This window comes from Leptotrichia sp. HMT-225 (genome assembly GCF_030644325.1).
GTDB lineage: Bacteria > Fusobacteriota > Fusobacteriia > Fusobacteriales > Leptotrichiaceae > Leptotrichia > Leptotrichia massiliensis.
This window is the reverse complement of the sequence record NZ_CP130323.1, coordinates 1,097,803-1,122,609: the sequence shown is the minus strand read 5'-3', so window position 1 is coordinate 1,122,609 and position 24,807 is coordinate 1,097,803. Positions and strand designations below refer to the sequence as shown.

At 27.3% G+C, this 24,807-nt stretch carries 23 protein-coding genes; all 23 read right to left on the bottom strand.

Translation table 11 applies throughout. The features are described 5' to 3' along the window. Window positions 1-18: 18 nt before the first annotated feature. Window positions 19-1,029 carry a PAAR-like protein gene (locus tag QU666_RS05545; RefSeq protein ID WP_021769560.1) on the bottom strand — a complete coding sequence of 337 codons (1,011 nt, stop codon included), beginning with the start codon at window positions 1,027-1,029 and terminating at the stop codon, window positions 19-21. 47 nt (window positions 1,030-1,076) lie between these two features. Further along, window positions 1,077-2,747, bottom strand: a complete 1,671-nt coding sequence (locus tag QU666_RS05540; protein ID WP_021769561.1) for a hypothetical protein — start codon at window positions 2,745-2,747, stop codon at window positions 1,077-1,079. A gap of 45 nt (window positions 2,748-2,792) precedes the next feature. Then, on the bottom strand, window positions 2,793-3,656 hold the full coding sequence (locus QU666_RS05535; RefSeq protein WP_021769562.1) for a protein kinase: 864 nt from the start codon (window positions 3,654-3,656) through the stop codon (window positions 2,793-2,795). Window positions 3,657-3,761: 105 nt separating this feature from the next. Beyond that, the gene (locus QU666_RS05530) at window positions 3,762-4,940 is read right to left on the bottom strand and encodes a hypothetical protein (protein ID WP_021769563.1); all 1,179 of its coding nucleotides are present in this window, start codon (window positions 4,938-4,940) and stop codon (window positions 3,762-3,764) included. Window positions 4,941-4,985: 45 nt separating this feature from the next. Further along, entirely contained in the window at window positions 4,986-5,696 is a 711-nt protein-coding gene (locus QU666_RS05525; RefSeq protein WP_036071237.1) for a hypothetical protein, read from the bottom strand. 136 nt (window positions 5,697-5,832) lie between these two features. After that, entirely contained in the window at window positions 5,833-7,095 is a 1,263-nt protein-coding gene (locus tag QU666_RS05520; RefSeq protein ID WP_021769565.1) for a toxin-antitoxin system YwqK family antitoxin, read from the bottom strand. Between the two features lie 15 nt (window positions 7,096-7,110). After that, window positions 7,111-7,530 carry a hypothetical protein gene (locus tag QU666_RS05515; RefSeq protein ID WP_021769566.1) on the bottom strand — a complete coding sequence of 140 codons (420 nt, stop codon included), beginning with the start codon at window positions 7,528-7,530 and terminating at the stop codon, window positions 7,111-7,113. A 2-nt stretch (window positions 7,531-7,532) separates the two neighbouring features. Continuing rightward, a complete protein-coding gene (locus QU666_RS05510; RefSeq protein ID WP_021769567.1) occupies window positions 7,533-8,477 on the bottom strand; it encodes a hypothetical protein in 945 nt (314 codons plus the stop codon). Window positions 8,478-8,505: 28 nt separating this feature from the next. Then, the gene (locus QU666_RS05505) at window positions 8,506-9,459 is read right to left on the bottom strand and encodes a hypothetical protein (protein ID WP_304984891.1); all 954 of its coding nucleotides are present in this window, start codon (window positions 9,457-9,459) and stop codon (window positions 8,506-8,508) included. A 65-nt stretch (window positions 9,460-9,524) separates the two neighbouring features. Next, window positions 9,525-9,713 carry a DUF4926 domain-containing protein gene (locus tag QU666_RS05500; RefSeq protein WP_021770036.1) on the bottom strand — a complete coding sequence of 63 codons (189 nt, stop codon included), beginning with the start codon at window positions 9,711-9,713 and terminating at the stop codon, window positions 9,525-9,527. A gap of 188 nt (window positions 9,714-9,901) precedes the next feature. Continuing rightward, entirely contained in the window at window positions 9,902-10,342 is a 441-nt protein-coding gene (locus QU666_RS05495) for a DUF5376 family protein (protein WP_158663003.1), read from the bottom strand. Between the two features lie 417 nt (window positions 10,343-10,759). Continuing rightward, window positions 10,760-11,782, bottom strand: a complete 1,023-nt coding sequence (locus QU666_RS05490) for a hypothetical protein (protein WP_071124455.1) — start codon at window positions 11,780-11,782, stop codon at window positions 10,760-10,762. A 1-nt stretch (window position 11,783) separates the two neighbouring features. Beyond that, window positions 11,784-14,003, bottom strand: coding sequence for a PAAR-like protein (locus QU666_RS05485; protein WP_021768959.1), 2,220 nt, complete (start codon window positions 14,001-14,003; stop codon window positions 11,784-11,786). A gap of 17 nt (window positions 14,004-14,020) precedes the next feature. Further along, window positions 14,021-14,623: a toxin-antitoxin system YwqK family antitoxin gene (locus QU666_RS05480; RefSeq protein ID WP_021768960.1), complete on the bottom strand. Its 603-nt coding sequence runs from the start codon at window positions 14,621-14,623 to the stop codon at window positions 14,021-14,023. A 29-nt stretch (window positions 14,624-14,652) separates the two neighbouring features. Next, entirely contained in the window at window positions 14,653-16,389 is a 1,737-nt protein-coding gene (locus tag QU666_RS05475; RefSeq protein ID WP_021768961.1) for a hypothetical protein, read from the bottom strand. A gap of 49 nt (window positions 16,390-16,438) precedes the next feature. Further along, window positions 16,439-17,701, bottom strand: a complete 1,263-nt coding sequence (locus tag QU666_RS05470) for a hypothetical protein (RefSeq protein ID WP_021768962.1) — start codon at window positions 17,699-17,701, stop codon at window positions 16,439-16,441. Between the two features lie 9 nt (window positions 17,702-17,710). Continuing rightward, window positions 17,711-18,955 (bottom strand): hypothetical protein, encoded by a 1,245-nt coding sequence (locus QU666_RS05465; protein ID WP_036070549.1) that lies wholly within the window; start codon window positions 18,953-18,955, stop codon window positions 17,711-17,713. A gap of 74 nt (window positions 18,956-19,029) precedes the next feature. Then, complete coding sequence (locus QU666_RS05460) at window positions 19,030-19,185, bottom strand: hypothetical protein (protein ID WP_198012120.1); 156 nt, start codon at window positions 19,183-19,185, stop codon at window positions 19,030-19,032. Between the two features lie 47 nt (window positions 19,186-19,232). Beyond that, the gene (locus tag QU666_RS05455) at window positions 19,233-21,617 is read right to left on the bottom strand and encodes a PP2C family serine/threonine-protein phosphatase (RefSeq protein WP_021768965.1); all 2,385 of its coding nucleotides are present in this window, start codon (window positions 21,615-21,617) and stop codon (window positions 19,233-19,235) included. A 90-nt stretch (window positions 21,618-21,707) separates the two neighbouring features. Next, the gene (locus tag QU666_RS05450; RefSeq protein WP_021768966.1) at window positions 21,708-22,244 is read right to left on the bottom strand and encodes an FHA domain-containing protein; all 537 of its coding nucleotides are present in this window, start codon (window positions 22,242-22,244) and stop codon (window positions 21,708-21,710) included. A gap of 3 nt (window positions 22,245-22,247) precedes the next feature. Next, window positions 22,248-23,492 carry a toxin-antitoxin system YwqK family antitoxin gene (locus QU666_RS05445; RefSeq protein ID WP_021768967.1) on the bottom strand — a complete coding sequence of 415 codons (1,245 nt, stop codon included), beginning with the start codon at window positions 23,490-23,492 and terminating at the stop codon, window positions 22,248-22,250. Window positions 23,493-23,564: 72 nt separating this feature from the next. After that, complete coding sequence (locus tag QU666_RS05440; protein ID WP_036070553.1) at window positions 23,565-24,092, bottom strand: hypothetical protein; 528 nt, start codon at window positions 24,090-24,092, stop codon at window positions 23,565-23,567. A gap of 12 nt (window positions 24,093-24,104) precedes the next feature. Beyond that, complete coding sequence (locus tag QU666_RS05435; RefSeq protein ID WP_304984890.1) at window positions 24,105-24,746, bottom strand: hypothetical protein; 642 nt, start codon at window positions 24,744-24,746, stop codon at window positions 24,105-24,107. Window positions 24,747-24,807: the final 61 nt, after the last annotated feature.

The window sequence follows — 24,807 nt, the reverse complement described above, 5'->3', positions numbered from 1 at the left end:
TATCTGTTTTTTCTATTTTTAATTTGTTTTTTTTATATCCTGTATTTTTCCATTATTTTCATTAATTTCTGCTAAAACTTCATTTTTTTTACCTATATTGCTAGTTAGTTCCGATATATCATTAGAAAGGTCTGATAATCCTTTCATTGTATCTATAAAATCAATTGAAACTGTTAAGATTTCTCCTTTTTCTTCTCCAATTGCAGCTTGTGATAGCTTTTGCAATATATCATATCCTGTAACTTCATTTATTATAGTTCTTGCCCCACTAAATACTCCCCAACCTTTATATTTAAGAAATTTAATAGTTGCTTCTCCAGTTACACCTACCGCACCTACAGCAGCAGCTTCATCTCCTGGCGTTGGAGTAGCTATTGTTACAAAAATAGCTAATGCACCACTGCCTATTTTAATACTTTTTCTAACAGTCGGAGGAAAAAATTTTTCAATCCCTGCATTAGATATATGTATATCTTGTCCATTCTGTACAATTTTAAGCTTAGCTTCTCCACCATGCTGACATATTAACTCAGATTGTTGTAGAAGTAAATTATAACCATTTACTTCAGTTTTAGATAATTTACTCCAATATTTTTTAGAACTTTTTATACTACATTTTTCATGATCGTAAGAACAATACACCCCAGGTAATGGTTCAAAGTTATCATTTTCTATATCTCTTTCTGTCGCTACGGGATCCTTTTTCATTAAAAAGACATGATGTTCTTTAGGAATGTTTAGCCTAATCGCTGGAAAATCCTTTGGTAAATTAAAAGTTTCTATAACTTCACCATTAGGTGTTATAGTTTTTGTTTCTGCTAGTGGACAAGATAAAAAAGCTCCATCACAAACTATTGATTTTGATATATTTTTGTCTACTGATACTTTTTCTTTTTGTTTATAAAAGTTTTCTATTTGCATAATCGCTAATTCTAGTTTTATTTTTTCCATTTCAAGATCTTTAAATAAAGATTTTTCATTAGATCCCAAATAAATACATTTATTTTTATAATCATAATAATATGGCATTTTAATTCACCTTGTATGATGAATATCATACTTTCCTTTCTTTAAATTTATCCATTTATAAATACATTTGCTCCACCATTTACTGTTGAATAACCTGTTGAATTTATTTCAGTATCTCCATTCGACTGTATTATTGTATTACCTTGTGTTACTTGCGATACACTATTTGCAGCTATCAGTTTTTTATTTTTTATTATCTCAGTATGATTATTTGACATATTTGCTATATTTTCAGCAGTTTCTCGTATTTCTCTTGCTTGTTCTGAAATATTGCTTGCACTCTGCGATATACTTTCTGCCGCACTTGTTGACAAACTATTAGTCGCAAGAACCATATTAAAGTCCGAATCTCCCACGTGATAATTTCTATTAGCTACATCAGTAAATCTTCCATTCCCATCATTATTCAAAGCTCCTATTATAAAAGCCTTTGTTTCGTTTCCGTTTGGAAAATAAAGTGCCACCCTATCATTTACTTCTGGTGCTGGTGTAAATCCTGTATTTGTTTGGCTATACGGAGTTACATATGGAAAATAACTTTTCCCAGCATACTTATCCTCAAAAGATTGCCCATTTTCTCCCAAATCCATAAGCCCTTCTGTTAAATTTAATGTCATAACTGCAATATCTTTTGTCTTGACTTTTTCTTTTGTATTTTCATTCTGATTATTTTCAGTTTTCTCTATATATTTGTTAAGCGGTTTTGCTCCAATCGTTTTGCCCTCAAGATTATCCGAACTTCCGTCAGTCCTTCCATACTCACTCTTACTTTCATCTGTCCTTGCAATGTGAATTGTTCTTGCCTCTATTACTGCTCCTCTTATCTTTTCATGCGGTATTGGATCTACAAAATAGCCTGTCTGTTTTCCAAGTATATATTCACATTTTAATGTATTTCCTTCATTATAAATTTTATTTTCAAGAACATAGTAATCATTTTCTACTTCTTCTCCTGATACTCTGTTTCTGGTCTTTAATTTTATTGGTGTTGCTACTGGATATACTTCTGTTCCTGTTATTTTAAAATATCTTCTCTCTTCTTTTGTTCTTTTCCCAAATTGAGAATACTTTAAGTTTGGTGTCTGTGCTGGCATATTCTTGAAAAATCCTACAAATACCTTATCTGAGTATGCCATTACTGGCTGTCCCGTATACGATGCTATTCTTTTCAAATATTCCCAGTCTGTTTCGTTATACTGGATTGTCATTCTAGGTACTGCCTGCATATCTTCGCCAACATTTACAATTTTCCCATCATTTGTACCATAATTCCCATTTATTTCTTCCGCTATCGCTGAATAAGTTAATGTTGGATCTTGAAATGAACGGTATCTTGGTATTCTATCCAAAAGGACACTTTTTGAGATTGCTGTAATTTCTACTGTCAAGGCTCCTGCTGTCGTTTCGTTTATTTGAAGTTCTTTTATTACTCCATTTAGAAATATTTTTTCTGTTGAATTTCCAGTATTATCAGTAATATTGCTTCTCCCTAGTATTTTTATCTCCTTATCCCCTTTTCTGTCTATCAAGGCATCGTATAAACTTAACTGATTTACTGAACCAATATATTTTATTCTCCCAATTGTATGTTCCCCTATCCTTGAATCAATTTCTAGACTCATATCTCTCCAAAGTATCTGCTGTCCATCTATTTCTATTTTTATTCTTTCTGCTGAAAAAAATTCTACTGGTTTTTGATTGTTTAAATTATTATTCATTTCATATCACTTCTTTCTCTTTAAAAATTTTTCTTCCATACATTTCTAAATATCCTTAAAATCTAATTTTTCAAATTCCGATTTCATTTCAACAACATTGTTAAATCTATCCTTTATCTCTACTTCCATTCCCTTTTCAATAAATTTTCTTATATCCTTACTTATATCTTTATCAAAAATCAATTCAGGATTATAGAATCTTTTTAATACTTCATCTGGTTTCTTTTTAGTTATCATAAAATATAGTAATGCCGAAAGGCTATATATATCTGTTCTTTCATCATTTTCAGCTTTTAATGAGTACATTTCAAGCGGGGAGTATCCGTCCGTTACTTTTATATATGTCCCATTTTTTTCATCAAAATATATGCTTGATCCAAAATCTATTATTTTTATTTTATTTTTCTTATTGATTAATATATTTGAAGGCTTTACATCCCTATGAATTATTTTTTCATTATGAATTTTTATAAATATATCTAAAATATCAAAATATATTTTTTTTATATCTTCACCTTTCACATTTTCTTCATTAAGTATATACTGTTTTAATGTTGGAAAATTAAAATATTCCTCGACAATGTAAACTGTTTTATTTTCCTCAAAATAATCAAACAATTCAATTATTCTGCCTTTAGAGTTTGAATCAAGCACATTATGCAGATGTGCCAATATTTCCGCTTCCCTGTCAAAACTTTCCTTTACTTCCTTTAATCTATCCTCATATTTTTTAGTAAAAACTTCCTGATTCGATCCCCTAATAACTAGCTGTGATGGGAAACATTCCTTTATGACATATCTTTTTTTCTTGTTAAATGTTAAATATACATTTGAAAAATCACTTTCTGCAATTACCTGTTTTACTTCATATTTATTTTTCAACTTATAATTTATTGGCAAATAATTCATAAAAACTCCTTTTTCTAATATTAAATTTTTATTTCATTAACAAGTTTATAATCAACTTTCTGATCTTATTTTAAACTAAAATTGCTATACAATAAAATATTCTGATTAAATAACATTTCCGTTATTATCTCTTCCCAATTTTTTCCAATTCTGTCTAATTTCCTCATCAAGTGAATCATATGATTTTCTTGCTGTTCTAGGTTTTGATTTTGGTTTTACGTTTGTATTACTTCTCTCTCTTTTTGGCTGTTTTTTTACAGGATTAACAGGTGTTCTCACTTCTCTTTTTATTTCTGGAAGTTTCACTGCCTTACTCTGATTTTCCTGTTCTAATTTTTCAATTTCTTTCTCTTCTTCGTTTTGTGGCGGTAATACAGCTGTTTCTTCTGCTTTTTCTTCTACAACTGGAGCAGAAATTTGTGGTTGAACATTTTCAGGTTTAACAGTTGTGTTTATTTTTGCCATATTTTCTGATTGTTGATTTTGAGATGGCTTCTGAACAATCACTTTTTCTTTTTTAGATTTTTCTATTCTACTGTTATAGATACTCTTCCCCACTGCTGTGACAAAAAATACTGCTATTAACATCGGAAGTATGTAATTAAGTGGATTTACTCTTTCCACAACAGTAGTTACTGTATATTCTTCCTCTTCTTCCTTTTCCAAATTTTCAATAAAAATAGACAAAAACGGTATCTCAATCTTTCTCTGTACTTCTATATTATTTACTTTCTGGCTTAATTCGCTCTCAAAACCGAAACGACTGCTGTTTCTTATAAACATGTCCAGTATTTCATTTTCATTTACGATTTCCCAAAATTCGGCTGTCCCCGATAATATATAATCATATTTTTTTAAATCAAGGCTTACAATTGTATCTCCCTCAATTTCTTCAATCAGTTCATTATCACGGAAAATTTTTACTTTTGAATTTCCTATATTTCCAACTATCATTTTATTGTCTTCGGCAGTCACTATTGATGTTGAAAATTTACTGTAATAATCCATATTTCTCTTAATTTTGTTTTCAATTATCTCTTTATTTGCAACATTAAGAAGATGTGTCATATTATCTTCTGACAGGCTATTATTTGAAAAATATGCTTCAGCCACAGCCATTACTGCAATTTTTGCAACATTTTCCTTCTTTTCAGTATCTTCAGTTAATATCCAAAATCCTTTTTTCCCTTCTGGAATAAATGCAGAAAATGTATTTTCCTCCTGATCTGTATTATGATGTTCCCTAAAAAAATATGTTGAATATTTAGTTTTTGTTATTTGCATAATAATTACCTTCCTTTATATTTTATCTATTAATCTTCTTTAAATTTAAAAAATTGATGATGATTCAATTGTCATTGTTTCTTCTATTCCTATTACTCCAAAATGATGTTCCCAGTAAACTTTTGTTCTTAATCCCATTGGTAAAAATAATTTTGAAAGCAATTTAAATTTTTTCCTGTTTTTTTCATTTTTTTGACTATTAATATAGATAACAAGTTTATCTTCTGAAACTTTATTATTATATATTATCGAATCAGGATATATCCTCTTTATAATTTCCTCAAAAGCGTACATCCCGTTTGAATGTTTATACATATCATTTATTGTGTTAGCAATATTTATTTTTTCTATTCTGTCAAACTCTTTTATCAAATTTTTTATTTCAAATCCATATTTTCCTTCTTCCAAATCCTTAACTATTTTACGGTTTATTATAATCTTTTTATTCATACCCTCATACAAATCAAGTTTTGCAAGTATATGCACCATCACATTAAAAACTATCTTTCTAACTTCCTCATAGTCCTTTTTTATATTTATATCAATAATATTTGACAAAATCTTATTAAATCTTAAAAACGGATTTATCTCTATCTCCATCTCTTCATCAAAATAATTTATATCTTTATCATTTATCTCCATATATGGCGAAATCTGCTTTGACAACACATATTTTATCTTATTTATATCTTCTCCCTTTTGAAACATTTCATAAATAACATTCCAAATATACTGATACTGCTTTTTATTCTCCATACATTCCATCTCCCTTGCTTCTTTCTAAAAATTTTCCTCTTATCTCTAATCTCTACAATAAACTTTTTCCAAATATTTTATAAATCTACTTTTCCCCATCTCTTCATTTCTTCTATTCATCTACACTTTCTTATTTCTATTTATCTTCTTTCATTCTTTTAAGAAAATATTTTTTTCTTAACTGTTGTGGCGTAAGTTTCTTTTCTTCTTCTGTCTTTGTTTTCTCATTTTCTTTCACATGTTCATCTTGAATAGATAATCCCATTGTATTACTAAATATTTTTAATGCCTCTTCTATTTCATATTTTCCTTTTGTTTCAAACGTTACCGTTTCAAGATAACTTTCCAAATACCATTTTATATACTCATACAACCTTTTTTTCAAATCAGCATCAAAATTCTCTATTCTTTCAATAAATTTTTTTAATGGAAATACATTTCCCTGCCCCAAAACTCCACTCCCAAAAAAACCTTCTTCACCTGTACTTAGCCAGTTTTGTATTTCAGTAAATTTCTTATCAGCTTCCAATTTATCAATTTGTTCTTGTGTCAATTCTGGTTTTGTTTCCTTAGACGGTACAGATGTTTTAGTATTTTGAGAATCTAATATTTTATTTTCTTGTTCTTCGGTTTCTTTTTCTGATAAGTTTTCTAAATTATTTCCATAATATCTAGTAATATCAGTATAAGCATCATATTTTTTTATAACTTCATCTTTAGAATAAGTTGTTATATATCTTAAATTCCCATTTTTATCATATGTTTTTACCTCATTTTCTAATAATCCCTCTTTATATTCTCCTTCCTCTTCTAACTCACCACTATCATAATATCTTAAATATTTCCCATGTTTTTTCCCATTATACATAAATCCTTCAAAAATTAAGTTCCTGTTCTCATCATAACCTTTTAAAATTTCTGTATTTCCATCCAAAAGTGGCTCTATCTCTCTTTCAACATTTCCATCTGGATAATAAAGTTTCCACGCACCTTTCATTTCTCCATTTATAAAATTACCCTCTTCTTTGATAACACCAGTTGGATAATACCATTTCCAATGCCCAGCTTTTTCATCATTTTCAAGAAAACCATCTATTTGCAATATTCCTGTTTCATAATAAATTTTGTATGTTCCATTTCTTTTACCATTTTCTGAGTAATATTCCTCTATTTTTTCTTGTCCATTTGGATAATATTGTGTATTTTTTTTATATCTTTTACCATCTTTCAATTGTCCTCTTACTTGAATTCTTTCTTCATATCCGTATATTTCAATATGTCCAGTAAAAGGTTCTCCATCCTTATAAAAAACATCTTCTCCATCTTCATTTTTTTTTACTACAAATATTTCTCTTATATCGTCTTCTGGATATATTTTCATTACTTTTATTATTTTCATAATTTCCTCCAACTTTTAATGAAATCTATCAAATAAATTTTTTAAATCTATTACAGGCGGTTCCCTTCTTTCTTTATCTATTTTATTGTAATAATCTTCAAGACCTTTTTCTACAACTTCTCTTTCAGTTTCAAAATTTTCCATATTTTCCAAACAATAAATTAACAAATAATGAAAAAATTCTTCATGTGCATAAAAAACCTTCATTACTTCATCTTTTATCTCGGTTACTATATACACTGCCTTTTCTAATATTTCCTCTTTCCAAATAATTTTTATTCTTATCTTTTTATTTGAAAAATATAACTCAGTTTCATCACATATTTTTGAAACAATATTAACAAAATTTTCTTTTTTCTCCACTGCCATTAAAAACAAATCATGTTTATTCATTCCTAAATTTTCATAAAAATCTTCTATTATCAATTTTTCCATAATTATTCTCCTAACTCTTCTTTAAATTTTTCAAACATTTCTTTTATTTCATTGTCATTATAAATTTTTTCATAAGCATTTACTATTATTTCCAGTTCCTTAATAAAATCTTGCTTTGATATTTCTTCCATATTTGCAGTTATTCTTTTATTTTTATAAATTTCAAATTTTTTCTTTTCAGAATCACTGTATTGGGAATAATAGAGATTTATATCGTTTTCTAAAAATTGGTTATAATATTCAATTTTTACATTGTTTTCAATAGTTACAGTGTAACTTTCCAAAATTTTATCAAATCCACTAAAATAACCATTTACTCTCATAAATGTTCTTTTTCCTTTAAAAAATTTCAATAACATATTTTTAGTTATTAAATATGAAAAAAAATTTTTCGCAATATTAACACTAAAATAACTTATACGCTTTTCAATTTGAATATCATAATTATACTCTATCAAAAACTTTCTTAACTTGTCCCTTTTCAAAATTTTTTCTATATTTAAATTCAATTTATATTTTTTATTATTATTTACTTCTTCAATATATTTTTGAAAAGAATTTTCTATTCTATTCAAAGTATCAGCAAAACAACAAATATTTTCCAAATAGTAACTAAACATATAATGAAACAGTTCTTCATAGCTGTAATAAACTCTTGTTTCCTGATCATCAAAATATTGAACAATATACAAATCTTTTTCATCTTCTTCCAGTTCATACCAATAATTCACTAATCCCATTCCCAAAAATTCATTGGAAAAAAATGGCTCCTCATTATTATCATTATAGGAATAATCTAGCAAATCAGCAAAACTTCCTATTTCATCAATCGTATAAACCAATAAGTCATACTTATTCTTATCTATTAAATCTGTTGTTCCTATTTCAGTGACTTTATTAAAAAGATTTTTTCTTACTTTTGATAACTTATTTTTAAATACATTCATTCTATTTCCCTTATTAATTTTTTTATAATTATTCTCCTAATTCTTCCTTAAATTTTTCAAACACACTTCTTATTTCATCATCGTTATAAATTTCTTCATAAGCATTTACTATTATTTCGAGTTCTTTAACAAAATCTTGCTTTGATACTACTTCTACATTCATTTTATCCCTTGTCCCTTTAAATCTTTCTTTTAAAAATTTATCAGTTTCATCTTTTGTAACAAAATTTTCTAAATATTTATTTGTCCTAGTATTTTCTTTATACGCTATTCCAGTTTTATCAATTACATTATAATAATTTCCTAACCTATTGTACTGCGTGTAATAGTCTATTGATACACTATTTCCATCTAATTCAATATTAAAACCTTTATCATAACCTCTATAACCAAAATAATATGTTGTTTCTATTTGAAACTCTCTTTTTCCTTCCAAAAATTTTCTTAATACATCTTTTCCCATTAAATAGGACATAAATTTTTTCAATATGTCTATATCCCAATAATTTATATATTCGTTATGATAATTTATAAATCCATATAGATATTTATTTTCTTCATTATTATAGTCCAATAAAAAATTTCTAAGTTTATCTCTTTTAAAAATTTTTTTTGTATTTAATTTTATACCATATTTTTTAGCATAGTCTCTATGTTTAGTATAATTTATAAATTCTTGTTCTATAGTCATTATCATATTAGCATAACAATGTATATTTTCCAGATAATAAGTTAAAAAATAATGTAAAAATTCCTCATATGTGTAATAAACTCTTATTTCTTTATCTTCACTTTCTATACCCCAACAAAATTGAGAAATATAAGTTTCTGTTTCATCATCATCACTCCAGCCACTATTTATTTTAAATCCTATATATTCATCACTGTCATATCCCATATTATCAAAATAAATTTCAATAAATATTGATGAAAAATCTCCTATTTCATTTATTGTGGTTACAAAAAGATCATATTTATTCATTTTAAATTCTTGATTGATATTTTTTCTTAATTTTTTTATGCTCATATTTTTTCCTATTATATTTTTTATTTTATTTTTTCAAGATTTTGTTCATTAACTATTAAAATTTCTAAAGTTTCCTCATTTTCAATAAATTCAACCATATAATCATTTGGAAATTCAGGAAATACCATTACTACTGCTCCTACTGTATTCTTTTTAACTTTTTCTGATAAATCAATTTTTGATTTTACTACATCGTATTCATTTAACATAAAAAACTCCTTTTATCATTTTTAGACAGGATTTAAAATTTTTTTAATTTTATTAAAGTTTATATAAAAATTCAAAATTTGTAATAATATTCCTGACCTTATAAATTAGATAAAATTTTATCATTTAAATAATTTTCAGACACACTTTATTATTCAATCTTATTTTTTAATATATCATAAAAAATGTTTTATATATTATCTAGATTTATAATTTCCTGATAATTCATATCGTAATTTTTTTCTAAAAAAATTATCCATTTTTTTATTGCATAAGATACTTTTTTTCTATCAATACGTACTTCATCATCACCTTCTTCATAAACTATATCCCTAATTATTACACTATCATTTTTTATCAATGCTTCATATGCTTCTGAACTAATATTATAGTTTTTTATGTTAATATTTTCCAATTTATCCAACATATCTTTTATCCAATTAACATCTAAAGAATCTATATAATCTCCTAAAAATACTTCATCTAATATATTTTCTTTATATATTATTTCTACAGATTTTTTTAACCCTAATTCTCTTGATTTTTTATTATCCATTTTAAAAGATTCACACACTTTATAGTATTTGTTGTCATTTTTTGAATATTCATATCTAAAAATTAATTTCATCATTAATCATTCCTTTCATTATTAAAATTTATTACTAGCGACTATTAGGATTTATCAGGTATGTTCTTGTTACTTCTTCCATTAAATAGGATATAAATTTCTTTAATATATTTATATCCCAATAATTTATATGTTTGTTAAGGTAATTTATAAATTATTGTTCTATAATCATTATTATATTTGTATAACAACTGTATTTTTCAGATAACTAAGTTAAAAATAATGTAAAAATTCCTAGACTGACATCTTTCCTTAATTTTTCTATGCTCAAATTTAATTTCTTTTCTTAGCTTTAAACTCCCACAACTTTCACATAATTTAAACCGAATTATTTTTGTAAAAAACTATATGTTTATATAATATTTTTTTTGGGAAATTTCTATTTTAAAATTTACTTTAACTTCATAAATTTCATAATTACTATCTTCTAAAAATTTCATTTTGACTTACTTCAATATTTTCTTCTAAATCTATTATTTTTATATATGGAATATCATCTTTATCTATCACAAATTCAATTGAATAGTCATCTGATATATATACATGACTTATTTTATCTTTTTCAAAATCTTGAAATTTTTCGTAAAAAATTTCTTCCCAATAACTTTTTATAAAAAACTCTGAATTAATGGATGACCATAAAAATACATTTTTTCCAGTTCCTATTCTATTTTCTTTTAATATTAAATATTGCGGGTTTTGTAAATTTTTATATTCAAATATTATTTTATATTTGTTATTTAATCTAAAGTATAGTTCATAATTTATAGCTTCTTCAAAAAAATTATTATTTATTATTTTCTTTGTTATTCCCATAAAAACTAACTCTTTTTTATATTTCAAAGTTAATTCGCTTTTCAAAATTTCATTCACTTCTAAATTCTTAAATTCCAATATATATTTTTTTTCAATATTTAATTGATTATCGGATTTCATAATCTTATTTTCTAACGGAACATAAATTTCCTCTTTGTTTTTTTCGTTAGAATTAATCATTGATATATTTTTGCTAATATCAAATTTTGTTAAAATTTCAAAGTAGCAGCTATCTATGAAGAATAAATTATGAATATAATTTTTATTTTTTATATACCATCCATCTAATTTAGAATCTATTACTTTATTTATCAATGAATTTTTTAAATCTTCATTTTCAAATTGTTCCACAAAATCAATTATTGCAGAATGTCCAGCTATATCTCCAAAATTTCTAATTCCAACTATATCTTCTGCTTGAATTTTGAAATTAATAACTTCTTCTAAATTTTTATCAAAACATTCTAATAAAATTTCATTATTATTTTCAAAAAAATCAATTTTCAAATTTATTACATTAATCCTATTTTTTTCAATTTTAAAATCTGTCGGAACTATCTTCTCGTCTGTTTCATATTCATCAAAACAGTAAATTCCTTCATTATTTTTTATGTACCTTGTTGACATATTATTCTCCTTCATATCTTATTTTTATGTGTCTTTTTACTATTTTTCCATTGACTTCTACCTCTCCAATTAAATCCAATGTAGGTTCATAATTACTTAAATGACTAGAAGTATTCCTCGCTGTTAATGTTACTGGTTTCTCGTTTACTATCGTTTTTCCTATTAAAATTTTTTTATCTTGATTACTTTTATTCAGTATTTCTTTTGGATTCATTTTAAAAAAGTCTTTTTCTGTTTGTGTATATGAACCCTTTTTGTGGAAATCACCCCAAGATCCTTTTTCTCCAAGTTCAGCATCGAAAAATTCAATAATTGAATCTTTTTCTAAATTTTTTAATTGTGTATTTTTAATTTCTGTATTCTGAGCAATATTATTTCTACTAATACAATCATCCAAATTATGGTTCAACAATCCTTCCCCACCTACATAATAATTCCTAGTCTCTTCCACACTAAAATTATAAACTTTCTGTTCTTTTTGGTACTTTATTATTTCTGTTTCTAGTATTTCTACTTCTTTTCCCTCAAAATCTGTTAATTTCATATTAGTATTTAAAAATCCTGCTAATATGTATTGTCCGTTTACATAAAATGGATGTTCTGGGGTTGTAAATATTATGTCTTTTTTTGTTTTTATTTTTACTAATAAATCAGTTGTATGTAGATATACTGCTTGCACACTTTTTAAAATATTTTCCTTTTTTATTTCATCATAGCCATATATTTTATCACCTACTTTTATTTCCTCAATTTTTTTAATTCCATTTTCTGTTAAAATAAAGGTTCCTTCCGCAAAACATCTTGTACCTTTACAGTATAAATCACAATTCATACTTTCTTCATATCTTGCTCTTGCATTCTTATACCTTGTTTCTATATCCAGTTCTGATGTTTTTCCATTTGACATTTTTCTTTTAGATTTATTTCCTGACATAACACGGTAGCTTTTCATCGCTCCATATGCTGCTAAAAATCCTACATAAGTTTCATACATACTTTTTATATTTTTTCCATCAATATATTCATCATCGTAGTTAAAACCCCTTATATACTGTTGTTTTATTGTATACTGCTGCATAGCATGTTCCGTACTCATATAGCTACCTACGATACTGTTTTTAAATTTTATTCCATTTTTTTCATATTCTTTAATTGTACTCTGATTTTCCCTTTTATTTAAAAAATTTCCAAAATCATCAACTACTAGAGTTACACTTCCATCTTTATTTTTTTTATAATCTACAATTTTAACATTTAAATCATCAAACCACTTATCACTTTTTTTGTTAAATTCTTTTATGTTTTTTGTCCATTCTATATTATTATGTGATTCTTGCTTTTTTTTAACTCTTTTTTCAGCCTCATTAGCCCAATCTTTCTTTGTTTTTTCAATAATTTCTTTACTTATTCCCCTTTTTTCACGATAATTACTAGAATCTGTATATATAACCCCTCTTACTGGAAAATTTTTATCTTTTGTTTCTCTTACCCGATATTCATTTCCTAATAATTCTACTTTTTGTATTGCTTTCCTTTCTGTAAAAAAGATTCCATTTTTATTAAATTCATTTACATCGGTTTGTAAATTTTTATTCAACTCAATCTTGTTAAAATCATTTTGCATTTGTCCCCTTGTTGTAATATCTAATGTTGGAAATTTCCCATTTGTAAATTTAAAATCTTCTACATTTATTGATTGATTATACTTTTTGGATAAATATTCACTCAACTTTTTTTTGATTTCTTCTTTAGTTCCTCCTTGCGAAGCTATTTTCATTAGTTCCTCAGAATCTTTTGCTATTGTTTCTGACGTTAAAAACTGACCTGAATGTATTACTCTTATAATTCCACCTTTTTGACATCGTGCAAAGGAATTTTTGGATAAACATTGATTTGCTCCACAAAACTTATCTTCTATATAATTTTCCCAATCGCCTTCAACAATTACTTCACATTTTGCATTATCATTATATATACAACTTTGAAACGGAGGTATATTTTCGAATGTTTCTTTGTCTTTTTTAGTTGCAACTAACTTATTTTTTATTTCATAATCATTTTGACTGGTTACTTGTAAATTAGTTTTTTCTCCAGGACAGCCATCACAAATTAACTCAGCCCCATCAACTACATATTCTATTTCAGAAATATCTGCTAAATCTAATTTTTTAGCTACATTCTCACTTAATATTAATACTTTATTTAAAAATAATCCGTTCATAATAAACCTCTTTTAGTTTAACTTTTTATTTCTCTGCCATTTACATACCTAGTTCTCATAATTTCCCTGCCAGCTTCATCAAAATATATCTCCTCTCCATTTTTTTCACTATCCCTAAGAAAACACTTATATAAAAGTATACCACTTTTTGAATATTTTTTATAATTTCCATAAAACATATTATTTCTTGTAGGACATTCACATTTTAATTCTCCACTTTCATAAAATTTTTTCCAAATACCATTCTGCTTATTTAAAACATATGAAGTTTCAACATCTAAATTTCCATTCTTATAATACGACTTCCATGTACCTTCCATTTTGTCGTATCTCATTTCTCCAACTTCCATTAGTTCTCCGCTTTCATAAAATCCTTTATAATTTCCAGTCAATTCCCCAAATTTATATGTTTCAATTTTTTCAACATTCCCATTTTCATAAAAATATCTCCATTCTCCCGATTTTAATCCTTTTTCAATTTGTCCCGTCACTTTAACTTTATCACTATTATTAAATCGAATTTCTATTTTCCCTGTGTAATATTTTTCATTATTTAAAATATAATAATTTTTACCATTCATTATTTTTTTTGACAATTCTACTTTTTCATAATTTTTCATTACCTATTATTCTCCAATCCAATTTACTATTAATGTACTTTTACCTTCCCTCCTTTTATATCTGTTGTTCCTGCTCCATCTCCTATTGAAACTTGTCCTCCTGTTGCTGACAATTTTGCACCTCCTTTAATATCAACACTACTATTTCCATTAACATTGACATTATTTGGATCTATTGTTACTTTAGAGCTTCCAACAACTGAATTTACAGATTTTGAACCTATAACATTTACATTTGATGTTGTTGAAATAACTCCTACATTACTTCTTCCTGCCACATTAATCATTCCTGATGATTCCATATTTATGAGATTACCAGTTCTCATACTAAATTTTTCGCTGCTTAAAGTAAAGTCATACATCGGTTTCCCATTATTCGCTCCACCTTGACTATTTCCCAAAGTGAAATTCCTTTTATCAGGATTAGTAAATCTACCATTCCCATCATTATTAACAGCCCCCATTACCAATGCATGTGTTTCATTCTCACTTGGAAAATAGAGTGCCACCCTGTCATTTGTTTCTGGTGCTGGCGTAAATCCTGTGTTTGTCTGACTGTATGGCGTTACATATGGAAAATAGCTTTTCCCAGCGTATTCATCTTCAAAAGACTGGCCATTTTCTCCCAATTTTAGCAATCCTTCTGTTAAATCTAATGTCATTACGGCTATATCACTCGCTTTAACTCTTTCTTTTACATTTTCATTCTGATTTTGATTTTCAGCCTTTTCTATATATTTATTAAGTGGTTTTGCTCCAATCGTTTTCCCCTCAAGATTATCTGAACTTCCTTCGCTTCTTCCGTGATTGCTTTTGCTTTCGTCTGTTCTTGCAATATGGACTGTTCTCGCTTCTATTACTGCTCCTTTTATCTTTTCATGCGGTATCGGATCTACAAAATAATCTGTCTGTTTTCCAAGTGTGTATTCGCATTTTAAGGTATTTCCTTCGTTGTATATTCTGCTTTCTATAACGTAATAATCGTTTTCAGTTTCTTCTCCGCCTGCCCTGTTTCTAGTTTTCAATTTTATCGGTGTTGAAACGGCATATACTTCTGTTCCTGTTATTTTATACATTGTTCTTTTATTTTTCTTGCTTTTTCCATATTGGGAATATGTTGTATTCGGTGTCTGCACAGCCTGATTTTTCAAAAATCCAACTAGGACTTTATCATAATAAGGAATTATTGGTTGTCCTGTATATGAAGCCAGCCTTTTTAGATATTCCCAGTCTGTTTCGTTATACTGGATTGTCATTCTTGGGACTTCTTTCATATCTTCCCCTACACTTATTATTTTTTCTCCATTTGCCCCATAATTTTTGTTAATTTCTTCAGCTATTGCTGAATAAGTTAGTGAAGGATCCTGAAATGAACGGTATCTTGGTATCCTGTCAAGAATAATACTTTTAGAAATACAGGTAATTTCCACTACCAAAGAGCCTGTCTTAATTTCAGAAAGTTTAATATCGTCAATTATTCCATTTAAAAATATTTTATCATTTGAAGTTCCGTTTTCATTTGAAATATTGCTTCTTCCAGAAATAATTATTTTAATATCCTCATCCTTGTCTATTGCGGCATCATAAATATTTATCTGCTGTAAAGAGGCGATATACTTTATTTTTCCAACAGTATGCTCCCCAATTCTTGAATCTATTTTTAAAGTCATATCCCTCCACAATATTTGCTGTCCGTCAATTTCTATTTTTATTCTTTCTGCCGAAAAAAATTCCACTGGTTTCTGATTTTGCAAGATACTGTTCATTTCATATCACTCCTTTTTTATTCTTAATTATTACTTATTCTCAAAAAATTTAAGAAAACTTTACTATAATTTCATATTCTGGAAAGAAAAAGTTTATTACAGAACAGAAATAGTCTATCTTATCCTGTTTAAAAGTCATATTTTCAGGAAAATCTATCGTAATAACAAGCTTATCCTTTGAAAATGTTTTTACGATTTCCCTTGATATTTCATCAACTATATATCCATATTTATTTTCAAAATAATCAAATTCTTTTAAATATCCGTTTATTTCCACTCTCTTTAGTTTTATCTCTCTCAAATATTCATAGGCATTTGCCAGTCTATATATTTCCAGTTCACTTCTGATTCTATTTTTATATTTTTGTCTAATTCGGTTAAGCATATTTTTATTCATTTCATTTGATATTAATTCAAATTTCTGTTCATTGTACCTATTTTCACTACGAATATTTTTCACCGTTAAAGTTGACCAGTTTTCTATATTTTTTAGTTTTGAATTTATTTCCACTATTCCATTTGCTTTGAAAATTATATCTGTTATTACTCCTTTATTGTCCCTTGTATTTATAAAAGTTTGCCCTTCTTGCAGTATCGTTGTCTGATGTACATACATTCCCTCATCTTCCCTCAGCAGGTAAGTATTTGTCGTTATGTTATTTTCAAATACATTCCACATAAGGACATAATCCCTAAAATACTCATTTTCTATTTCAGGAAACTCATAATTTATCTCCCCAAGATTTATATTTTTCAATATCTTTTCATCAAGTTCTTTATTATCTTCCAGTTTTAAGATTACATTGTAAAATTTCGTATTATATGGCATTACAAATGGCTTCCAACGAATTTTATTTGTTTCATACATTTCATAAAGCTCTTTTTCCTTTTTTACATATTTATCTGTATTTTTTAATCTTACCTTAAATTTATATTCCTCATTATTTATTTTTACTGTCGCAAAATATAGTTTATTTTCTATATTTTTCAAATTTTTATTGTCTGATGTTATTAAAATTTCTTCCAATATATGCTCATCTTTTCCCACATTTTCAAGTTCTAGAGAAACTGGACTCATTTCATCGTCATATTCCGCTATTTCATCTTTATGAATAGGAATCGTGTATATCGGATATTCCTTTTTGTTGTCAAAATACTTTTCCACAACCTTTTCCACATCACTCATATCCAAATTTATTTTTTCCATAAAATAATTATAAAATTCGTTTATTTCTTCCCTCAAATAAACCCTATCCTTCTCATCCACAAGTTTTACCAATGATTTCTCCAGCAATTCTTCTATCTTTTCCATAATTTTCAATTAGAACTCAGTAAATATGCAGTCGCAATCTACTAGATATTCTTCCAAAACTCCTTTCATAAAACTAATTATATCCGAACTATATTTAGATTTTACATATTTCAATCTCAAATACAATCTTTTTCTTTTATTTTTCAACAAAAACTCATCCCTATTCTTAATCTGTAAATCATATGTTTCAATAATCTTGCTATTTTTATCAGAAAATCCCTCTATACTGTAATCATCAAATACTTCATATTGCTGTAATACATTATTCATTTCCGCTATGTTTCTTAATATTAAAACCATTTCAGTATTCTGATTATTTTGCCTATTATATTTTTTTATATTTCCATACAGTCTAACTTTTTTTGCAAAGTTAAAATCAATATTTTTTATAAAATAAAGTTTTAATCTTTCATACTTTATATTGCTTGTTATTATCTTTATAAACTCCCCGTCTCTGTATAAAAATTCAAAATTTCTTGTACTTTTGTCCACAAGCACATTCTCATCTCTTTCTTCCAATATATGCTCATAATAAATCTGTTCCTCCGATGGACGCACTAATATTTCAGGGTATTCAGTTTCTTCATTTATATTCCAGCACAATATTTTTTCTATCATACTTTTCCTTATTTCTTCAGGAAAATCCACTTTTATAGTTACTTTATCAAAATTCTCTATGTTATTTATATTCTCAGGAAAATCTTCTACTATTAACGAAAATGCCTTATATGCAAAAGGACAATAAATATTTTCCCATTTTATATTATTTCTCTGTATAACTTCAGACATTTCCCTCAATTTTTTTATATACTTCTCCTCTTTAACCAACCTAAACTCAATCTTATATTTATTTCCAAATTCATCTGTTGCTTCCCCATCTATTTTTTTCTCATCAATTTTCTTCAACTTTTCATAAGACATATCAAGAAATATAGTCTTATACACCCTTTCTTCTTCAGTATTCTCGTCGAACAGTATTTTTGAAACCTTCTTATTTAAATCACTCAGAAACATCGGAGAAATCTCCCTTTCAAAAAGCCTCACTTCCTCTCTGTCCAACAACACAGTCCCAATTGTATAATCTACAACTTCCCCATTTAGTGAATCTGCAACTCTTTCAATGAGTGAACTCACTCTTTCATGCTGCTCCTGCAGTAATTCAAAACTTGCATGATTTATTGCCACCTTCTCTTCATCCGACATATTTTCTAATACCCGTGACTTCAGTAAATTCTCTAAACTTTTTTTATCCATTTTCTCTTCCTCTCGCTTCATTCTTAACAATTTATTTTTTAGACTTCTTTCATTTTCATTTTATTATTGGTTTTTTATTTTTCTTCTTTAGGAAATCCCATTATTTCCCTGAACTTCTTCAACGCTTCCTCCAATTCATATGTTTCCCCTGCATCAGAGTCTTTTATCCTTTCAACAAAACTGCTTACTGGAAATATATTTTTTTTAGTTTGTCGCAATGTATTATACAATCTATGAATCAAATAACTTTTATATTTTAAATACTCTTAAAACTGTACTATTTCCAGAACTGCCACCATTTTTTCCCAGCCTTTGAAGTTGCTTTTTTCAATTTCTTTTCTACTCTTTTTTGAATTTCATTTGATTCATTAGTTAATTTCATATTATCTGCTGCCAGTTGATATTTTTTCTGGCTTTCTTGCCAGTTTTTCTTCTTGTATTCATCATCTCCCTGCTCTTCATATAAATATCCTTCTGTTCTAGTAATTTTTTGCCCTAAATATTCTATTTTGTTAGTCTGATCATCAAAATCTCCTGCTGATTTTAATTCTTCAAAGATTTTTTTAGATTCATTGTATTTTGCTATACTTTCTGTATATCTTTTTAAGGTAAACATCTGATCAGCCTGCATTTCTAAATTCGTAGCATTTTCTATACTTTGTGCAATTTTCTCTCTTCTTTGTTTTTCAAGTTCAATTTCCCGTTGTCTAGCCGCAATCTCTGCTTCTTTTGCCGCTATCACCTGTTGTTCCTTAATTTTTTGTTCTTTTAATTCCTCTGCATTTCTTGTTTCTAATTCTTTCATCTCAGTTTCTTTTTGTTTTAATTCAGCATCTTTCTTACTTTCAAACTTAATAAATTCCTGAGCTTGTGAAATAAATTTATTTACATTATTTACATTATTACTATCTCCCAACCCTTGATAAATATTCTTAGCTTTTGTAAGCAATGTTATTGCTTCAGCGGGATTATTTGCAGTTATTTGATTTAAACCTTCTTGAACCATATTATTTGCTGTTTGAAGGCTTGACATCTGTCTTGCATTCAATTCATTTATCTTATTATCTATTTCCTGTGCCTTAGCAGTATCTCCTAGACTTTGATACATTTGTCTTGCCTGATAATACGACTGTCTCGATTTATTCGTATCTGTTGGGGATAATAAGTCAGCCTGGTTTTCAGTCAGCATTGCCCCACTATATTCAGTTTTTGCCTTGTCGTCTATTTCAGCTATTTTTCTTTCAATGTTTGCAACATAGTCTGCACGTCCATTTACTAGATAAAGTTCTGATGCAGTTTTATAATTTTCTTTTGCCAAGTTATAATTTCCTGCTGAAAAAGCCTGGTTTCCCGCTGTTTCGATTGCCAAAGCCTCTTTTAACTTACTAGATGAATCTATTCTTGCATTTAACGTTGTTAGAACTTCATCTGTATTAAGTTCATCCTTTTTATAAGTATTTTCTTCCAAAACATATTTTGCCTCTTGGTATTTTCTTGACGCTTCATCATAATTTCCCGAATTAAATAGCTGATTTGCCTCATTTATATCCTGAAATGCCTTTTGCAATTTTGAAGTCTGAGATATTTTAGTGTTTACAGCACTTATTCTTTTTTCAGCGTCAGCTCTTTTACCATTAGCTCCCGTAAAAAATCCTATTATTCCTCTAGATTTCGGTTTCAATTTTTCAAGTTCCGCTTTTTCCAGCTTAAAACTTTCTATTGCATTATTAAAATCTTTTTTGACAATATCATCGTTTGCCTGTTCTTCGTATACTGCCGCTCTCTTTATAATATTATTCCTTTTACTTATATTCCAAAACGTCAAGGACAATATTATTACTAGAACTGCTAAAGATATTAACCCAACTTTTATCCAAAATTTCTTCTTATCCTTTTCAACAGGTTCAGGTGATGCCACTTTTTCCACATTTACTAGTGCAAAAGTATAGTTTTCCACACTTTCTCTTGTTGTTGCCATAACTTTATGTTCCAATGATCTTAATAAACTATCTTTATTTGGGTATCTTGAAATTTCAACTTCCATTTCCCTTTCATCAATATTTTCCCAAAATCCTATTGTTGTTAAGCATAGCATATCATTTTCCTGAAGTGTTACAGGGTTTTTTATAATATTTGGCTTTATCTTTCCAAAATCTCCTATCGCCTGAAGCAAATCATTTCTTTGTCTATGATACTTCATATCATTCATATCAAGTGCATTTTCATCTACCAGAAGCTGAGCTATTGTGTCATCTCTACTTTGAGAAATCACATAACCACCTCTCAAATGATAAAGCCTTGTATTCCCAACATTTCCGTATAAAAATGAATTATAATTACTTATTACAACTAAAAGGGAAGTGTGCATTAATGAATATTTTTCAGTTTCCTCCTGTTTTTCCTTTACTTTTAAATTTGCATATTCCATTATTTCCTTAATTACTTCTGGATTAAAGCGTGGACGTAACATAAAATATTCTATTGCAGAACTTACTGCCAATTTTGCAGCCACATCAGCCCCAGCTTCTTCATCGTATCCATCAGCCACTACCCATATCGCATAATTATCCAGCTGGGTATATCCAAAATAATCATTATTTTTCCCTTTAGTCCCAGCTTCACTAAAAAATCTCGTTTCAAACTTTGCTTCTTCTTTTCTCATTAAGCTCTCCTACTAATATTATCTAAAAAAACAATATTAAAACTAAATTTTACATTTTTAAATTCTAATATTGTTTTCCTCATTTATTTATTAACTTTCTTTTGTTTTATCCTTGCTCCAATCAAAATTTTGCCCACAAAACTCAACAAATACAAATTTACTTTCTCCTATCTCCAATGTATCAAAACTTTGAAGCTGTCTTGTATTGTATACTGCCTCATCACTAAGATATATTAATCCATTTGCATCTCCAGGAGTAATATAGAATTCCCTATTTTTGGGATTGTAACTAATTGAACAATGATTTTTTCTCGATATATTCATATCTCCTTCAATCCTAATGTCCATACCTTCTCCACGTCCTAAAAAATTTCTCTCTGATACTATCTTGAAATCTTTTCCTTTTTCTGCTCCTGCTATACAAACTAGCCAACCTACCACAGGATCTACCCTGCTATCTTTTGCCCAGTACGCTGTTGTTCTGTCATCATCATCCAATTCCTCTACCAAATTAACTTTCTTTTCCTTAATTTCAGGTTTCAATCCTTCCGATTTACAATACGGACAATTCTCCCCATATCTTGATACATCATACATGTGCCCATTTTTACATCTGTCTAAATTCATTTTTTATTCCTCCGATTTTATTATATTATTTGTTAAGATTTTTTCTCTAATTAAACTACCCTCTTTATTATATTTTTTTATTTTTTTTTTATTATCTTCAATTACCAAAATTTCTTTAATTGCTTTGTTACTATAATATTTTTCCATTTCAATTAAATTTTCATTATTTTTTTTATACCTCTCTTTAGAAACACCATTTTCATAATAATTTTCACTAATTTCTTCTACTGCGTCAATTGTTTCTAACCATTGTATTTTTTTGAAAATTTGTTTTTTATTATTATCAAAATACCCTATTGTCTGTAACAATTTACCTTCTTCATAATAATTTTCTTCAATTAAGTTACCATGTTTAGAATATTTATACTCTTTTCCATCTAATTTATCTTTTTTATAATTTTTTTCTTCCCATATTTTGCCATTTGGATAATATATTTCCTCCTTTCCATCTTTCAAGCTATTTTTCATTTTGACTTTTTTATAAAGTTGTGCATTTTCTAAAGGGGTATTAAAAGATTTAATGCCATTAAATTCTGTATTTTTTTTGTAGTATATTTTTTTAATCCCATTTTCCTTTCCATGTTCCATATTATATTTTGAAAAAATATTTCCATCTTTATAAAATTTTTTCCATATACCTTCTTCAAAATCGTTTTTAAAATTACCTCTTATTCTTAAATTTCCATTTTGATAAAATACTTCATATCTTCCATTTCGCTCACCATCTATAAAATTAGAAATTAAAGCCTTTTTTTCATTTTTATGATAAATTTCCACTAAGCCTTGTAATTTGTCATAAAAATATTTACCTTTCCATAATAACATTCCATTATCTCTATATTTTTTCCACTCTCCAGTTTTCAAACCGTCTTTATAATTGGCAACTAACCACTCATTCCCATTTTCATAAAAAGTTTTATAACTTCCATTGTAAATACCATTTTTATGATATATCTCTACTGACTTTTTTCCATTTTGATAGTATTCATTGTATTCATTTTCTCGTAAACCTTTTTCATAATATTCCAAAACTTTTAATTCTCCAGTTTCATAAAAAGTTTTCCATACACCTTCTTTTACCCCCTTTTCTATATTTCCTTCTGAATATATTTCACCAGATTCATAAACCAATTCTAATCTTCCAGAAAATTCTTTTCCTTCTTCTAGTAAAACTATACATTTATTTTCATTTATTTTTATATCAAAAACATTGCCTATTTCTTCGTCATATCTTAATTTTTTTACCATTAAATAATTACCTTCTCTCAGATATATTCTTAAAAATATTTATCAATTTCAAAATTGAATATCTTAATTATATTAATCCTCAATATAATACAATTTATCAAAAAATTCATCAAAGTTATCTCCTAATTTTATCCATTTCCATTTTTCCCTATTTCCTCCTTCAGTAAAAATTTTATGTATATCATCAGCAAAATAATACATAAAAATCTCCTTTGTTTCTTTAGAAATAAATATGTACTCATCTTCATCTGCACCTATTGCCACATAGTTGTTTCTCCAAAAATATGTTCTTTTTAAATCAGGATTTTTTTCATATTCTCTCTCATCAAATTCTGTAAGCATATTTTTTCCTCTCTCAACTGTTTCATCATCAAAATATAAATACGAAATAAATTTATCATTTATATTCTCATCATCAATGGGTATATATACAGTTTCCTTAAAATAAATTTCAGAATATTTTTTAACCATACATCTGTATTCTTCTTTTTCAATTCCCAGACTTTCTATAAATTCATCGTCATAATAGTAACTTTCCTCTTCCCTCACTTCACAATCTTCTATCTCTAGTATTTCTTCCAAATGCTTTTGTCTATCCATTTCTATCATCTCCTATCTTTCTTCATCCAATTGTTCCAGCAATCCATCAACAAATTTTGTCAGCTGCTCTTTTTCTTCCTTAGACATTTCCTTATTGTCTTTTGGATCTACATACAGTTTTTCAATAAATTCATCAAAATTTTCTGCTAATTCTGTCCATTTCCAATAAACTCCTTTACTTTCATCCTCTAAATCTGAATATGAAGAATACTGCACTATCCTATTTGATGCCTTTGATATATACATATAGGCATAAGGTTCCCCACTTATTATTGGTATATAATTATCTAACTCTTCATAGTTTACTTCAATTTTTTTAGCATCTTTTCCATATTTCTTCTTATGAATTTTTTCAGAGTACCATCTTAATTTTTTTCTTCCATTTTCATACACTTCATCACCAAAATCTAATTCAAAAAATAAAGACTCGCCTTCTTCATTCGTTTCTGGGTCAATATTTTTACAATGAAGCAGTGGCTTAAATGCTATCAATTCATAGTCTAATACTAAATTAACATATTTTCTTACTCCATATTTCTCCAGCAACTCTTTTGTATAATATTTGCTTTTCTCTTTTCTCTTCCCTTCTTTTTCAGTATATTCTATATCCACAGCTTCCCAAAATTTTTTATATTTTTCCATTCTTTTCACCATTATAATTGACTTTTACTTATTACCGCCTTTCTTTTTATTATTTAATGTTTTTACTGTTGAT